This is a genomic window from Streptomyces sp. NPDC098789 (genome assembly GCF_044759975.1).
Taxonomy (GTDB): Bacteria; Actinomycetota; Actinomycetes; order Streptomycetales; family Streptomycetaceae; genus Streptomyces.
This window is the reverse complement of record NZ_JBIWAJ010000002.1, coordinates 267,826-283,125: the sequence shown is the minus strand read 5'-3', so window position 1 is coordinate 283,125 and position 15,300 is coordinate 267,826. Positions and strand designations below refer to the sequence as shown.

The following is a 15,300-nucleotide window of genomic DNA, read 5'->3' as shown; positions in this document are numbered from 1 at the left end:
CGTGAGAGTGTCCGTACGGGCGGTCGTCGCCGCTTCCCAGGGGGCGGCGGGCGGGGACGCCGGCGAGGGGCGGGGTGGCGATGGCGGGGCAGCGGGGGCGCTCGCGCGGGGAGTTGATCCGGCAGCGGGCGCGGGGGCAGTTCGTGGGCCGGCGTGCGCAGCTGTCGCTGTTCGCGGACAACCTGGCCAAGGATCCGGAGTCCGAGGTGGACCCGGCGGAGTTCCTCTTCCACGTGCGCGGGGTCGGCGGGGTGGGCAAGTCCACGCTGCTGCGGCAGTGGCAGGAGGCGGCCCGGCGCGCGGGCGCCGTGACGGCGGTGGTGGACGAGGGCGACGTCCAGGGCGTCCAGCGGACCCTGGTCGAGCTGGCCCGGCAGTTGGCGGAACAGGCCGGTCCGCTCAAGGAGTTCGACCGGGCCGCCGAGCAGTACCGCCGGGAGCTGGAGGCGTCGGCCGAGCCGATGCCCGCGGAGGACGCGCAGCAGGAGCAGGCCTCGCTGTCGAGTCGGCTCGTGACGCAGGCGGCGCTGGGCACGGCCTCGCTGCTGCCCGGCGCCTCGGTGGTGACGGCGATGACGAATCCGGACGCGGCCGCCCAGGGCCTGGACCGGCTCCGGGCCGGTGTCCGCGGCCGCGGCCGCCGCGCCCGCGGGGGTGACGCGGCCGGGGTGAGCCGGGTGTTCGTCGCCGAGCTGGGGCGGCTCTGCGACCGGTACCCGTGGGTGGTGCTGTTCTTCGACACCTGGGAGCAGACCGGCCGCGCCCTGGACGAATGGCTGCGGGACCTGCTCGACGACGCCTTCGGGCCGGTGGCCGTCAACGTCATGGTGGTGCTGGCCGGCCGGGACGAGCTCGCCGAGCGCGAGTGGGCCGTGCTGCGGGCGCAGGTGGCCGACGTACCGCTGGAGGAGTTCACCGAGGTCGAGACGCGGACGCTGCTGGCCGCGCGGGGGGTGACGGACCCGGGGGTGGTGGAGGCGGTGTGGCAGCTGTCCATGGGGCTGCCGCTGCTGGTGGAGCTCCTGGCGCTGGCCCAGCCCGGCTCCGCCGAGGACGTGGACTCGGGCGGTGACGTGGTGGACGCGGCGGTCGACCGGTTCGTGCAGTGGTGCACGGACCTGCTCCAGCGCGAGGCCGTCCTGGCGTGCGCACTGGCCCCGCGGCTCAACGAGGACGTCTTCGCCGCGGCCGTGCCGCCCGGGGCGCTGGAGCTGTGGACGTGGTGGTGCGGGCAGCCCTTCGTGACCGGCCACGGCGGCCACAAGCAGTACCACGCGGTGGTGCGGGCGAGCATGGTGCGCCAGCAGCGCACCCGTTCGCCGCGCCGTTGGACCGACGCGCACCTGCGGCTCGCCGATGCGCACGCCGGCTGGCGGGCCGCCGTGGAAGCGGGACTCCCCGAGGCGAGGTGGTGGGCCGACGCCCTGTGGCGCGGGCACCTGCTGGACGAGGCGTACCACCGGCTCTGCGCGCACCCCACCGCCGCGTTACCGGAGGCGCTGGAGCTGGCGGTCCACGCGGCCGGGGAGGATCCCGCGGCCCTGTGGCAGTACACGGCCGCCCTGGCGCAGGCGGCCCGGGACACCGCCGATCCCGCCCTCGCGCGCTGGGCGGAGCGCCTCCAGGGCGCGATGGCGGGCGACCAGCCCGCGCTGGACTGCCTCACCGGGCTGCTGAACCACGGTCACCTGCCGCAGTCCGTACGGGCCCTGGCCCACACCCTGCGCGGCCGGCAGCTCTACCTCGACGACCGCGAGACGGAGGCGGTCGTCGAGCTCGACCGCGCGATCGCCGCCGATCCCCTCAGCGGCCGCCCCTGGGCCCTGCGCGGTGACGCCCACCGTTGTCTCGGCGACTACGAACGGGCCGTCGCCGACCTGACGGTCGCCCTGGGCATCGACCCCGGTGACTCCTGGTCCCTCGCCCACCGCGGCGAGGCCCACCGCATGGCCGGCCACCACGAGCGGGCCATCGCCGACCTCGACCGCGCGATCGAGGCCGACCCCGACAGCGACTGGGCCTTCGCCTCCCGCGGCGAGGCCCACCGCGAGGGCGGGCGCTACGACGCGGCCCTCGCGGACTTCACCAGGGCGCTCGACATCGACCCCGACTACGTCTGGGCCCGCACGCAACGCGGCCGGACGCACCGCGAGAGCGACCGCTACGACGAGGCCGTCGCCGACTACACCAGGGCGCTCGCGATCGACCCCGACTACTCCTGGGCGCTCGACTCCCGCGGCGAAGCCCACCGCATGGCCGGCCGCTACGACGAGGCCGTCGCCGATTTCACCAGGGCGCTCGACATCGACCCCGGCTACACCTGGGCCGCCGCCCAGCGCGGCCTGGCCCACCGCATGGCCGGCCACTACGACCTGGCCGTCGCCGACTTCGACACCGCGCTCGCGCAGGATCCCACCCTCCTCTGGGCGTTCGGCCAGCGCGGCGAGGCCCACCGCCAGGCCGGCCGCCACGAACGGGCCCTCACCGACTTCGACGCCGTGATCGCGCTCGACCCCGACGACGCCTGGGTGCTGGGCTCGCGCGGGGAGACGTACGGCCAACTCGGTCGCTACGACGAGGCCCTCGCCGACTTCGCCGCCTCCCTCGCGCTCGATCCCACCCAGAGCTGGGTGCTGGGCGCCCGCGGCGACCTCCACCGCCAGTGCGGCCGCTACGGTCCGGCCGTCGCCGACTTCACCGGCGCGCTGGCCCTCGACCCCACCGCCGTCTGGGCGCTGGTCCTGCGGGGCGCCGCCCGGCGGCAGGCGGGCGACCTGGCGGGGGCGCGCCAGGATCTGGAGCGGGCCTTCGCCATGGAACCCGCCGACCTGGGGTACCGCTTCGAGAAGGTCCTGCTGGACACCCGGGAGTCGGGGTTCGCGGCCTGCGCGCAGCAGTGGACCGACGTGCTCTGCGCCCCGGTGTCCGGACCCTTCGCGGCGGAGATCGGCCGGCTGTTCGCGCTGTTCCAGGTCCTGCTCCTCACCCCGGACGAGGAGCGCGCGGACGAGGATCCCGTGCACGAGGATCCCGTGCACGACGACGGCCTCGTGGAGGCGGCCGTCACCTTCCTCGACGGTGCGCACTGCCACGAGCCCGTCGTCGACCTGCTCCGCTACCTGGACGAACTCTCCTCGCTGGACGGCGCAGCGGCCGAGCGCGTCCGCCGGTGCCGCCGGATCATCCGGCGGCGGTGGGCGCCGGCGGATACGGATCCGGGTACGGGCGCGGGCGAAAGCACGGGCGCGGGCGCGGGCGAAGGTGCGGTATCGCACGATGCGTCCGGGCCGTTGTGACACGGCACGGGTGCCGATCTTGTTCGGGGATCCGTGGAGTACCTAGATTGCGGGGATGACCACCTCGTCCACATCCGAACGCCCCGGGACGGACCGGCGCGCGCTGCTCGCCGCGGCCGTCACCGTGCTGCTCTGGGCTTCCGCGTTCGTGTCCATCCGTGCGTCCGCCGAGCACTTCACCCCCGGCGCCCTCGCACTCGGGCGACTACTGACGGGGTCCGTGGTGTTGGTGCTCCTCCTGGTGACGCAGCGCGGCGGGGTGCCGCCGCGGCAGGCGTGGCCCGGGATCCTGGGGTCCGGGCTGCTCTGGTTCGGCGTCTACATGGTCGTCCTGAACTGGGGCGAGCAGCTGGTGGACGCCGGGACCGCGGCCATGGTCGTCAACATCGGCCCGGTGCTGATCGCGCTGCTGGGCGGCTGGTTCCTCAAGGAGGGGTTCCCGCCGCTGCTGCTGGCCGGCATGGCCGTGTCCTTCGTGGGCGCGGTCATCGTCGGCTTCTCGACCTCCGGGAGCGGGTCGTCGTCGGTCGTGGGCCTGCTGCTGTGCCTGCTGGCCGCCGTGGCGTACGCGTCGGGGGTGGTGCTGCAGAAGCCCGCGCTGAACCACGCGACCCCGCTCCAGGTGACGACGTTCGGCTGCGTCATCGGCACGGTCCTCTGCCTGCCGTTCAGCGGGCAGTTGATCTCCGACCTCTCGCGGGCCCCGGTGTCGGCCACCCTCAACGTCGTCTACCTGGGCCTCTTCCCGACCGCGCTCGCCTTCACCACCTGGGCGTACGCGCTGTCGCGGACCACCGCCGGAAAGATGGGCGCGACGACCTACGCGGTGCCGGCCGTGGTGATCCTCATCTCCTGGCTCGCCCTGGACGAGGTGCCGGGCTGGCTGACCCTGCTCGGCGGGGCCGTCTGCCTGAGCGGCGTCGCCGTGTCCCGGCGGCGCCCCGCCCGCCCGGCGGCGCCGAAGGGCTGACGTCCGGCACACGACCGGGGACTCACGGACGACCATCACATTCCGGCTGATGCTGGCCGAAATGCACCTACGCACGCAATCGGTACGCCCACCACCCCGAAGGAAGCCCCGCCGTGAACCAGCTCGACCCCGTGAACCAGCTCGACCCCGCGGACCAGCTCGCCCGCGCCCTCGCCTTCCGCCGGCTCCACGAGGAGCCGCGCCCCTTCGTCGTCCCCAACCCCTGGGACGCGGGCACCGCCCGCCTGCTCAGTGGACTCGGCTTCGCCGCGCTCGCCACCACCGGCGCGGGACTGGCCTACGGGCTCGGCCTGCCCGACGGCGGGAACCGGATCACCCGGCACGACGTCCTGGCGAACGCCGCGGTCATCGTCCGCGCGACGCACCTGCCCGTCTCGGCGGACTTGGAGAGCGGTTTCGGCGAGACGCCGGACGAGGTCGCCGAGACCATCCGGCTCGCCGCCGCGGCCGGGCTGGTCGGCGGCTCGATCGAGGACTCGACCGGCCGCGCCGAGGATCCCGTGCGGCCGCTGGACGAAGCGGTGGCGCGGGTCGCCGCGGCCGTCGCCGCCGCCCGCGCGCTCGACTTCCCCTTCACCGTGACCGCCCGCGCCGAGAACTTCTTCCAGGGCCGGCCGGACCTCCCCGACACCATCCGACGACTGCGGGCGTACGAGGCCGCGGGCGCCGACGTGCTGTACGCGCCCGGGCTCCCGGACGCCGAGTCCGTGCGCGCGGTGTGCGCCGCCGTCGACCGCCCGGTCAACGTCCTGATGGGCTCCCCCGCGCTCGCGCTGTCCGTGGCGGACCTCGGCGAGCTCGGCGTGCGCCGGATCAGCGTCGGCTCCGCGCTGTCGCGGGCCGCCCTCGGCGCGGTGGTCCGCGCCGCCGAGGAGATCCGTACCCAGGGCACCTTCGGCTTCGGCGCCGAGGCCCTCCCCTACCCCGAGGTCAACGCACTGATGACGGCGGCCGCACCGACCGCCACGGAGGACTGAGACCCGATGGACGCTCGTACGGACGCCGGGGAGGGGGCCTCCGCGGTTCTCGCCGCCGGACCCGCCGCCGTGTTCCGGTGGTTGCTCGACGACGAGGACCGCGGCGGTGCGCGGCCGCTGGACGAGGAGGGCCCGGCCGGCCCCCGCGGGGCTCGGCGCGCGACGACGGCGCTCGTCGCGCGCCGGATCCTGGACGCGTTCCTGTCCGCGCCCACCGGAACCCCCGGCCCGGGCCCCGAGGGTGCGGACGCTGACGCGGACGCGGACGCGATCGCCGACCGTGTCCGCGTCGTACGGGACGCGTTGGAACCGCTCCTCACGGACCTGGTCGGGCGGGGCTGCGCCACCCGGCGCCTCGTCCTGCGCCAGCGGGCCCCCCTCCTGCTGCCCGGCTGCGCCCGACGGCGCGGCCCGGCCCTCGTCGGACTCGGCGTACGACTGCCCGCCCCCGGTGCCCCGGAGTTCCTCCGGCGCTCCCAGGCGCGCCCGCTGACCCTCCTGCACGCCGCCTTCCACCTGGCGCTCGCCCGGCTGCCCGGGCCGTTCCTGCCCGAGGTGGTGGGCGCGCATTACGCGATGAGCGCCCTCGGCGCCGACGCGCTGCTGCTGGGCACGGACGACCCCGGGGACGAGCCGCGGGCCCGTACCGTCCTGGTCGACTACCTCGCCCTCACCGAACACGCGCCGGACGGCGAGCGGGACCGGCGGCGCCTGACCGCCGCCGTCGCGCTGGTGCTGCGGCTGGAGCGCGAACACGCCGCGCTGCTCGGCGAACTGGCCGACTGGCACGACGGGCTGGCCCCCGAAGCCCGGATCGCCCGGATCCTGCTGCGGCACGCCCCGTGCTTACGGGGCCCGGACTTACCGGGCCCGGACTTACCCGGCTCGGACTTACGGAGCTCGGGCTTACCCGGCTCGGACTTACGGAGCCCGGGATCAGTGAGCCCCGACGTACGCCGCCCGGACCTGCGGCGGCTGGACGTCCGGCTGCTGCCGGAGTGGCTCAACGTCGAGGGCCACGAACTGACCTTCCTGGTCGAGGCGTTCCGGTGCTCCTTGACCGCCGGGCCGGCTCCCGGAACGGCGACGGACTTCGGACGGCCGCTGTTCGAGTTGCTCGACGAGGACGAGGCCGAGCACTTCGCACGGTGGGGCGGAACCGTCGCGGCCGGCGGACCGGCCGGGCTCTCCCGGCAACCGAACCGCGTCGGTGACGACGCGGCGTTGGTCTGGGCGCGCCGCATCGCCAACGTCGAACGGTTCCCGCACCTGCGGTCCTCCCCCGACCCGCTGCCCGCACCGGCACCCGCGCCGACCTCGGCCCCGGCATCGGCATCGGCATCGGACCCTGACCCGGACCCGGACCCGGTAGAGGCCCGGTCCTGATCTCCTGATGTCGCTGAACCACCCCGCACGCCGGAGCGCGCCCACCGACCGAACGCCGACCGACCGGCGACCGAACGCCGTTGTCAGACCCCGGTGCCACCATCGCCCCATGGACGAAGAGCGCTTCTGGCAGTTGATCGAAGAGGCCCGGACCCGGGCGGGCGCCGATGCGCGCACCGGCGCCGATCCGGCCGCGCAGGAGGTCGCGGGGCAGACGTCCGCGCTGCTCGCGGAGCTGGCTCCCGCGGACATCGCGCGGGCGCAGCAGGTGCTGTGGGACCTGCTCGCCCAGTCGTACCGGAGTCCCTTGTGGGCCGCCGCCTACCTGATCAACGGCGGTTGTTCGGACGACGGCTTCGACTACTTCCGCGGCTGGCTGATCACCCGCGGCCGAGCAGCCTTCGACCGGGCGCTGGCCGATCCCGACTCGCTCGCGACCCTGCCCGCGGTCGCCGCGGCCGTGGCGGAGGGCCTGGAGTGCGAGGACACCCTGGACATCGTCTGGCAGGCCTACCGCGCGGCGACCGGGGGAGAGTTGCCGGACGGTTCGCTCACGATCAGCTATCCCGACCTCGACCCGGAGTGGGACTTCGACTTCGACGACGAGGAGGAGATCACCCGGCGGCTGCCCGCACTGGCCGCGCTCTGCCTGACGTAGCCCGATCGGTTCAGGCGTCGGCCGGTTCAGGCGCCGGCCGGGCCGGGCGCCGGTCCGGGCGTCAGACCCCGGGCGCCGGGTCCGCCGGGCCGCCGAGGCCCACCTGGACGGCCAGCAGGGCGGCTTGCACCCGGCTCGTGCAGCCCGTCTTCTCCAGGATCGAGCCGACGTGCGTCTTGACCGTGCCGATGCCGATCCCGAGCCGCCCCGCGACGGCCGCGTTGGCCAGCCCGGCACCGAGCAGACCCAGCACCTCGCGCTCGCGCTCGGTCAGCGCCGCGATCCGGGCGTCGGGGGCGCCCGGTGCGGGACGGCGCACGGGTTGCACGGCTCCGCCGCCCTCCAGCATGCGCCGGATGACGGTTCCGGTGACCCCGGGCGAGAGCACGGCGTCCCCGGCGGCCGCCGACCGCACGGCGCTGATCAGCTCGTCGGGGCCCTCGTCCTTGAGCAGGAAGCCGGTGGCTCCGGCGGCCAGCGCGCGCAGGACGTTGTCGTCGTCGCCGAAGGTGGTGAGCATGACCACCTGGGGCCGGGGCTCCAGGGCGGTCAGCGGGGCGATCGCCGCGAGGCCGTCGAGGACGGGCATCCGGATGTCGATGAGCACCACGTCCGGGTGGTGCAGGGCGGCGAGTTCGACGGCGGCGGCGCCGTCGGCCGCCTCGGCGACGACCTCGATGCCGCCCGCGTGCCGCAGGATCATCCGCACGCCGGCCCGGATCATCTGCTCGTCGTCGGCGAGCAGCACCCGCACGGCGGCGCCGGCGGCCGAGCCTGCGGCGTGGTCAGGGGCGGGCTGCTGGTTCATCCGGCTCATCGTGAACTCCTCGGCGCCATCGGCACCTCGAATCGGTCGATCGTGGTCAGGATGCCGTCGCGGAAGCAGTAGCGGACGAGCCGCAGGGCCTCGTCGCCTTCCGTGCCGCGGTCGTCGACGTACGGGAAGACGCACTCGGAAGCGCCCGCGGGCCGGGGCGGCTCGTGCCCCTCCGCCGCGGCGCGGGCGAGGCCGAAGTCCACGACGCCCGCGTACCGCGCCTCGTTCCGGTCCATGCCGATCTGCGGCGGCTTGGGCGCGACGTAGCGGGAGGGCTGGGCGTGCGCCGCCAGTTGGAAGCCGGCCGCGAGGACGGCCACGATCCCGGCGAGGCCCAGCAGCGCGGTCGCGGCCTGGGCGAGGGGCACCAGGAGCGGGGCCCGGCGCAACCGCCCGGCCTCCGCCGCGATCCGCGCGGCGAAGCCGTCGTCGACGGCCGCGGCACCCGCGCTCCCGGGCCCGGCGCCGGCCCGTACCCCGTCGTACGCACGCCCCTCGCCGGCACTCCCCTCGTCGGCGCCCCTCTCGGCCGTGCCCCTCTCGGCCGCACTCCTCTCCTCCGCGCTCCCCGCCTCCCGCGTACGGTCCCCCGCGCCGCCGGACGCGCCGCCGGACGCGGCGCCGCGCGCGGGCCCCACCGGGATCCTGGCGACGACCGCGAAGCCGACGCCCCAGGGTCCGGCGGAGAGCATGCCGCCGAGCAGGGAGACCCGTTCGCGCAGCCCCGACAGCCCGCGCCCGGACCCGACGGGTACGGCCCGCGGATCGGGGGCCGCGGCGCGGGCGCCGTTGACCACGCTCACCTCGACGAGCTCCGCCGTGTGCGCGACGGACACCTCCACGGCGGCCCCCACCGCGTACCGGTGGACGTTCGTCAGGGCCTCGCGCACCACCCGGTGCACCGCCCGCCGGACCCGCGCCTCCAGCCGGTCGGTGTCCGCACCGGCCCAGGAGAAGTCCACGGCGACCCCGCCCGCCCGGGACTCCGCGACCAGCGCCTCGATGTCGGCCCGGGTTCCGGTGGCATCGGTCAGGGCGTCCGTACCGGTGTCCCGGCCCAGCGGCCCGAGCACCCCGAGCACCTCGCGCAGCTCCCGCATGGCGTCCCTCGTCGCCTGCCGGATCAGCGCGGCGCTGTCCCGCAGGTCCTGGGGCTGGCCGCGCAGCGCCATCTCCAGGCCGCCGGTGTGCAGGGAGATCAGGCTGAGCCGGTGGCCGACCAGGTCGTGCATCTCGGCGGCGATGCGCGACCGTTCGTGGATGCGCGATTCGCTGTCCGCGAGCCGCCGGGCCTCCTCGGCGGCGGCGGTCCGCTCCCGCAGCGCGACGAGCAGCCGCTGCTGTTGGCCGGCGGAGGCCCCGACCAGGCCCGGTACGAGGACGGCGACGGCGGCCAGGATCGCGCCGACGGTCAGCCCGTAGTCCCAGCTGCCGCCGGTCCGCCGGTAGACGGCCAGGCCCGCCGTCGGGACGGTCACCGCGCTGGCGGCGAGCAACACGGCGGCCCGCCGCCCGGTCCCCGCCAACTGCCGGGTCACCGTGTACGCGGTCACCGCCGCCAGCGGGGCGAGGGCGGTCATCGCGCCGAGCAGGGCGCCCATGAGGACCAGCGCGGCTTCGGGGAAACGGCGGCGCACGACGAAGACCGCGAGCGCGAGGAGGGTCAGCGCCAGCTTCGCGTTCAGCCCCAGGGCGACGCCGATCCGGTTGAGCGCCTCGTACGCCGCAAGAATGAGGAGCCCGCCGCCGACCGCCTCGGCCGCGGCGCGGGCCATGGTGCGCCCCATAAAAGACATATCCCCGATTATCCGAGGTCGCAGAGGTCTCCCGCGTACACCTCACGGTGGATCGGCTCCTCTGCCCAAAGGGAGAGGCGGGCGGGGGCGGATATCCGTATCAGACTTGCGGTCAATAGAGGTTCGTCCGCAGGGCGGACCCGCTGGGGGATTCCGGCGGCAACACTGGAAGACATGAAGCGTCCCTTCGTCATCGCCCTCGCCACCGTGGGAGTCATCGCCGTCGCCGCCGTCGCGCTGCCGAACCTTCCGCCGAACCCGGTGACCGACATGGTCAACGCCCGCCTCTTCAACAACGAGGAGAAGACGTTCGCCACCGCGGCGGACGCGCCGAAGCAGGGCGACCCCGCCTTCGTCCTGCCCGACTGGATCCCGCAGGACGCCAAGCGGGTCAAGGTGAAGGCCCACACGACGGGCGACGCGAAGCTGATCCGCTTCACCCTCGGCCGGACCCCGATGGGCGGATCCCCCTGCGCGGACGCCCCGGCGCAGCCCGGCAGCCCCAAGCTCGCGGCGAAGTGGTGGCCGAAGGACGCGGGGAGCAAGACGAGCCCGCAGTGCCGGGGCCGCTACCACGTCGTGGTGCGCGGCGAGAAGGTCTACGCCTGGACCAACGGCTCGGTGACGCCCGGCGCGGTCCCGCCCTCGGCGACGATGGCCGGCGCCACGGCAACGCGCTGACGTGCGCCGGAGCACGGGACCGGACCGCCCTGGTTGCGCGCCCCCGGCCTCGACTACCCTCGTTCAGGTGATCGAGTACGTGAACCAACTCGGCGGCGGCGCCCCGCGGATCGGCGCGCTGCCCCAGGGCAGCGCCGTGTCCCTGTGGGCCGTGGACACCACGCTGGACGTGGTGGGCGGCCACCGCGTCGCCGAGGCGCTGTCCCTGCTGGACGCGGCCGAGCGCGACCAGGCCGGCCGCCGCCGCCAGCAGGCCGACCGGCACCGCTACCTGGCCTCGCACGTCGGGCTGCGGGTCCTGCTCGGCGGCTATCTGGGCCTGGCCCCCGAGCGGGTCTCGCTCGTCCGCGAGGTCTGCCCCTGCTGCGGCGGCCCGCACGGCCGCCCCGCGGTCGCCGGCGGCGCGATCCACTTCTCGCTCTCGCACAGCGGGGACCTGGCCTACTTCGCCTTCTCCCGGGTTCCGCTCGGGGTCGACGTGGAAGCGATACCGAGCCCCGAAGCCGTGCGCGACGTACTGCACACCCTGCACCCCGACGAGACCGCCGAGCTGAAGGCCCTGCCCGAGTCGGGACGGCCGCTGGCCCTGTCCCGGATCTGGTGCCGCAAGGAGGCCTACCTCAAGGCCACCGGCACGGGCCTCGCCCTGGGCCTCGTCGACCCGTACGTCGGCTCCGCCCCCGCCCCCGCCGCGGTCGCGGGCTGGACCCTGACCGACCTTCCGGCCCCCCGCGGTTACGCGGCCGCGCTGGCCGTACAGGCGGGCCCCGCGGCCTGATCCGCGCCCGCGGCACTAGTGCTGTGGCCGGAAAGGTTTGCCGGGTCGCGGCGTCCGGTGCGGTGCATCGCAAGGCGGAGGGCCACGGCTCGTACTGGACGTACTTGCGTGGTCCGACAACGCGGCGAAGTGCCGTGCCGGGCGCCGCGACACGGTGAACCTTTCCGGTCACAGCACTAGCCTGGCCCGCATGGACATCCGCCGGGCCCGCAGCGTTGCCGAACTCGTCGCCGCCGAGGGGCTCTTCGACGGCCCCGCGCGCGAGGACTGGGCCGCCCGGTTCCTGGCCGCCGCCGGGCACCTGATGCTCATCGCCTACGTGGACGGCGTACCGGCCGGCATGGTCTCCGGCGTCGAGATGAGCCACCCCGACAAGGGCACCGAGATGTGCCTGTACGAGCTGAGCGTGGACGAGGGCCACCGGCGCCGCGGGATCGGACACGCCCTGACCCGCGCGCTCGCGGACGAGGCCCGGGCGCGCGGCTGTTACGGGATGTGGGTGGGCGTGGACACCGACAACGAGGCGGCGCTCGCGACCTACCGCTCGGCCGGCGCCGTGGACGAGGGCGTCTTCACCATGCGCGGCTGGGCCCTGCCCGCCACCGAGGACACGGCTGCCGGGGACACGGCTGCCGAGGAGACGGCTCCGAAGGCCTGAGGGCCGCCACCCCTCGGGACGGGGTGCGCATAGCCCGTCCCACCCGTCACATCCGTCACGCCGTACCCCCCTTGGGCGGCGTGTCGTGCGCCCACTCGGCGCACCCTCCGCGCGCACCCTCCCCGCCTCGCCGAGCATCGCCGCATGACCGCAATCACCGCGCTGCTCCCCGCCGCCGCCCTGCTGGCGGCGACCGCGCTGCCCCTGCAAGCGCACTCCGGCGCGAGCAGCGGCCACGACACCGCCGACGCCACCGCCCCCTACGTCGTCGTCCTCAAGGACACCTCCACGCGCGCCCCCGCCCGGGCCCTGGCCGCCGAGGCCGCGCGGGCGGGCGACACCATCGACCGGGTGTACGACACCGCCCTGAGCGGCTTCGCCGTACGGACCACCGCGGCCCGCGCGGCCGAACTCGCCGCCGATCCGCGCGTGGCGTCCGTCGAGCCCGACGCCCTCGTCCACACCACCGACACCACCGACACCACAGCTACTTCCGGCACCACGGCTGGTTCCGGCACCACCGGCGGGCCCGGGTCCCAGGCATCGGCGCCCTGGCAGTTGGACCGCCTCGACCAGAGCGCGCTCCCGCTCGACGGGGCGTACGCGTACCCGGGGACCGGCGCGGGCGTGACGGCGTACGTCCTCGACACCGGAATCAACACCGCCCACACGGAGTTCGGCGGCCGCGCCGTTTTCGGGGCCAACGAGACCACGGAGGCCGCCCAGGACCTCAACGGGCACGGCAGCCACGTGGCGGCGAGCCTGGGCGGCGCCACGTACGGGGTCGCCAAGGGGGTGAGCCTGATCGCGGTCAAGGTCGCCGACCAGCAGGGCAGCGGCAGCGTCTCCGACATCATCGGGGGCATCGACTGGATGATCGGCCACGCGCTCAAGGCGAGGAGGGCGGGCGGGGGTCCGGCCGTCGCCAACATGAGCATGGGCGGCAGCTACAGCTTCGGCATGAACCGGGCCGTCGCCAGGGCCGTCGCCTCCGGGATCACCTTCACCGTCGCGGCGGGCAACGACAACGCCAACGCCTGCTACTCCTCCCCCGGCAGCACGTCGAGCGCCCTGACGGTCGGCGCGACCGACGCCGCCGACCGGCGGGCCTTCTTCTCCAACTACGGCCGCTGCGTGGACGTCCTCGCCCCGGGTCTGGGCATCACCTCGGCCTGGAAGGGCGCTCCGGACGCCGTCCGGACCCTCTCGGGAACCTCCATGTCCGCCCCGCACGTGGCCGGTACCGCCGCCCTGATCCTGGCGGCCGGAACGGCCAGGACCCCGGCGGAGGTGGCCGAGGTGATCGTCAAGAGCGCGGCCGTCAACAAGATCACGAACCTGCCGGTGCGCACCCCGAACCTGCTCCTGCAGACCCCGCGGACACCCGCACCGGCACCCGCGCCCGTGACGGCCCCTGCCCCCGTACCGGCCCCTGCCCCCGCACCGGTACCGGCTCCGGTGACGGCGCCCGCACCCGCACCCGTACCCGCACCCGTGACGGCGCCCGCACCCGCACCCCTGACGCCGTCCGCCCCGCCCGTCCAGCCCGCTCCGTAGGTCGGTACGGCGGCACGACGGCACGACCCCTGAGCGTCGGAATCCGCAGGTCAGCTCAGCTGCGGCCGCACCCAGGACACCCCACCCGCCCCACCCGCGACCCCACCGACCAGTCGGTACCCCGCCCGCTCCTCGCCCCGTTCTGATGGGACATCAATTTCTGAGTGCTTCGGGCGAAAGCAAGTCATTGACTTCTCATGACCGCGACGCGTCAATATCGGCCACCGCACCGGCTCGGCCTCTCCCCCACAGCGGGTGGGGGGAGGGTTCGTTCGACGAAGGAGTCGCGACCCAGTGAGTACGACAACGTTCCGACGAAGAGTTCTGGCCGGGGCGGGCGCCCTTTCCCTGGCCCTGACGGGTGGCGTGGTGGGCCTGGCGGGTACGGCTCAGGCAGCGACCAAGACCACGCCGGTCGCCATGAACTGCGTCGCCCCCGCGCCGCAGCCGGGTGCCAACGGCAACCAGGACTTCACGATCACGCTCCCGGACGGCGCCAAGGCCGGGCAGTCCGTGCCGATCACCATCGACCCGGGCGAGACCCCGGTCATCCCGATGTTCACGATCGACACGGTCAACACCATCAAGGCCAAGCTGTTCGTGGGCGGGGTCGCCCAGACCGTCACCAGCCCGGCCGTGCCCAGCCACCAGGAGGCCAACAAGAAGGCCGATCCGCCGGCATTCAGCGGGAACATCACCATCCCGGACGGCACCGAGGGCACCACCGTCCAGATCACCATCGACCAGGTGATCACGGACGCCGACCTCGGCGGCACGGTGTACACCACGACCTGTACGCCCGGCCCGCGACCCAGCGGCTCGGTCGGCTCGGTCGCCGTGGAAGCCCTGCCCAAGGACCCGATCACCACGAAGGTGACGCCCAACAGCGGCAAGGCGGGCACCGCCGTCGTCGCCACCGGCGCCAACTTCCCCGCGGGCGCCGTGACCTGCTCCGCCCTCCTCGGCGGCGCGGCCACCGGTGACACGGGCACGGGCACGGCCGACGCGTCCGGCGTCGCCAGCTGCACCCTCACGGTCACCAAGAAGGCCGACGCGATCAAGATCGACGGCTCGACCGCCCCGGCCAAGGCGTTCGTGTTCCTGGAGGACCAGGCGGGCGTGAAGAACCCGGTCGACGTCGAGGTGCTCCCCGGCCCGCTGGCGCTGGGCCCGAAGGACGGCCAGCCCGCCGTCAGCTTCGGCTCCGTCACCATCAACGGCAAGGCCCAGTCGGTGGTCGGCATGTTCAACGCCGCGACCGTCCAGGACTTCCGCGGCGGCACCCTGGGCTGGGACGTGACGGCGACCCGTACGCCGTTCCTGAACCAGACCACCGGTCACTCCATGGCCAAGGCCCAGATCGGCATCCAGCCGACCTGCACCGTGACCAATGCGGACAGCCCGAGCACCTGCTCCGCCGGAACGCCCGGCGCGATCACGGACACCCCGATGAAGGTCGCCTCCCAGGCGGCCGGCGGGGACGAGCTGACCGGTGGTGAGTTCGCCGTCGGCGGCGCCGGGATGATCCAGCTCCCGCCGTTCATGTTCGCGGACACCTACCAGTCGGTCGTGACCTTCTCCATCGCCTGACCGGTCAACCGGGTGGTGGGGGGGGGGGGGGGGGCCCCCCCCCCCCCCCCCCCCCCCCCCCCGCCCCCCCCCCCCCCCCCCCCCCCCCCCCCCGGCCCCGCGCCCCCCCCCCCCC

Annotated in this window: 12 protein-coding genes; 10 read left to right on the top strand and 2 right to left on the bottom strand. The window is 74.8% G+C overall.

The window, feature by feature from the left end:
• Positions 1-80 precede the first annotated feature (80 nt).
• The 5 genes from ACIQWR_RS05550 (at position 81) to ACIQWR_RS05530 (ending at position 7,308) form a co-directional block, all read left to right on the top strand.
• A complete protein-coding gene (locus ACIQWR_RS05550) occupies positions 81-3,296 on the top strand; it encodes a tetratricopeptide repeat protein (protein WP_404005314.1) in 3,216 nt (1,071 codons plus the stop codon).
• A 55-nt stretch (positions 3,297-3,351) separates the two neighbouring features.
• Positions 3,352-4,266, top strand: coding sequence for a DMT family transporter (locus tag ACIQWR_RS05545; protein ID WP_404005312.1), 915 nt, complete (start codon positions 3,352-3,354; stop codon positions 4,264-4,266).
• 113 nt (positions 4,267-4,379) lie between these two features.
• Entirely contained in the window at positions 4,380-5,264 is an 885-nt protein-coding gene (locus tag ACIQWR_RS05540; RefSeq protein ID WP_404005311.1) for an oxaloacetate decarboxylase, read from the top strand.
• A gap of 6 nt (positions 5,265-5,270) precedes the next feature.
• Complete coding sequence (locus ACIQWR_RS05535; RefSeq protein ID WP_404005310.1) at positions 5,271-6,650, top strand: hypothetical protein; 1,380 nt, start codon at positions 5,271-5,273, stop codon at positions 6,648-6,650.
• Between the two features lie 109 nt (positions 6,651-6,759).
• Positions 6,760-7,308, top strand: coding sequence for a DUF4240 domain-containing protein (locus ACIQWR_RS05530; RefSeq protein ID WP_404005309.1), 549 nt, complete (start codon positions 6,760-6,762; stop codon positions 7,306-7,308).
• Between the two features lie 61 nt (positions 7,309-7,369).
• Here the strand turns inward: ACIQWR_RS05530 and ACIQWR_RS05525 are convergent, their stop codons facing one another.
• A complete protein-coding gene (locus tag ACIQWR_RS05525) occupies positions 7,370-8,116 on the bottom strand; it encodes a response regulator (protein WP_404005769.1) in 747 nt (248 codons plus the stop codon).
• A gap of 5 nt (positions 8,117-8,121) precedes the next feature.
• Positions 8,122-9,921, bottom strand: a complete 1,800-nt coding sequence (locus ACIQWR_RS05520) for a sensor histidine kinase (RefSeq protein WP_404005308.1) — start codon at positions 9,919-9,921, stop codon at positions 8,122-8,124.
• Positions 9,922-10,095: 174 nt separating this feature from the next.
• On the opposite strand from ACIQWR_RS05520, the gene ACIQWR_RS05515 reads away from it, so the two are divergent.
• From ACIQWR_RS05515 to ACIQWR_RS05495, 5 genes are all read left to right on the top strand, one after another.
• Positions 10,096-10,602, top strand: a complete 507-nt coding sequence (locus ACIQWR_RS05515; RefSeq protein WP_404005307.1) for a hypothetical protein — start codon at positions 10,096-10,098, stop codon at positions 10,600-10,602.
• Between the two features lie 67 nt (positions 10,603-10,669).
• Positions 10,670-11,380 (top strand): 4'-phosphopantetheinyl transferase family protein, encoded by a 711-nt coding sequence (locus ACIQWR_RS05510; protein ID WP_404005306.1) that lies wholly within the window; start codon positions 10,670-10,672, stop codon positions 11,378-11,380.
• Positions 11,381-11,570: 190 nt separating this feature from the next.
• Positions 11,571-12,038, top strand: a complete 468-nt coding sequence (locus ACIQWR_RS05505; RefSeq protein WP_404005305.1) for a GNAT family N-acetyltransferase — start codon at positions 11,571-11,573, stop codon at positions 12,036-12,038.
• Positions 12,039-12,182: 144 nt separating this feature from the next.
• Positions 12,183-13,595, top strand: a complete 1,413-nt coding sequence (locus ACIQWR_RS05500; RefSeq protein WP_404005304.1) for a S8 family peptidase — start codon at positions 12,183-12,185, stop codon at positions 13,593-13,595.
• A gap of 294 nt (positions 13,596-13,889) precedes the next feature.
• A complete protein-coding gene (locus tag ACIQWR_RS05495; protein ID WP_404005303.1) occupies positions 13,890-15,185 on the top strand; it encodes a hypothetical protein in 1,296 nt (431 codons plus the stop codon).
• The last annotated feature ends 115 nt before the right edge of the window (positions 15,186-15,300 follow it).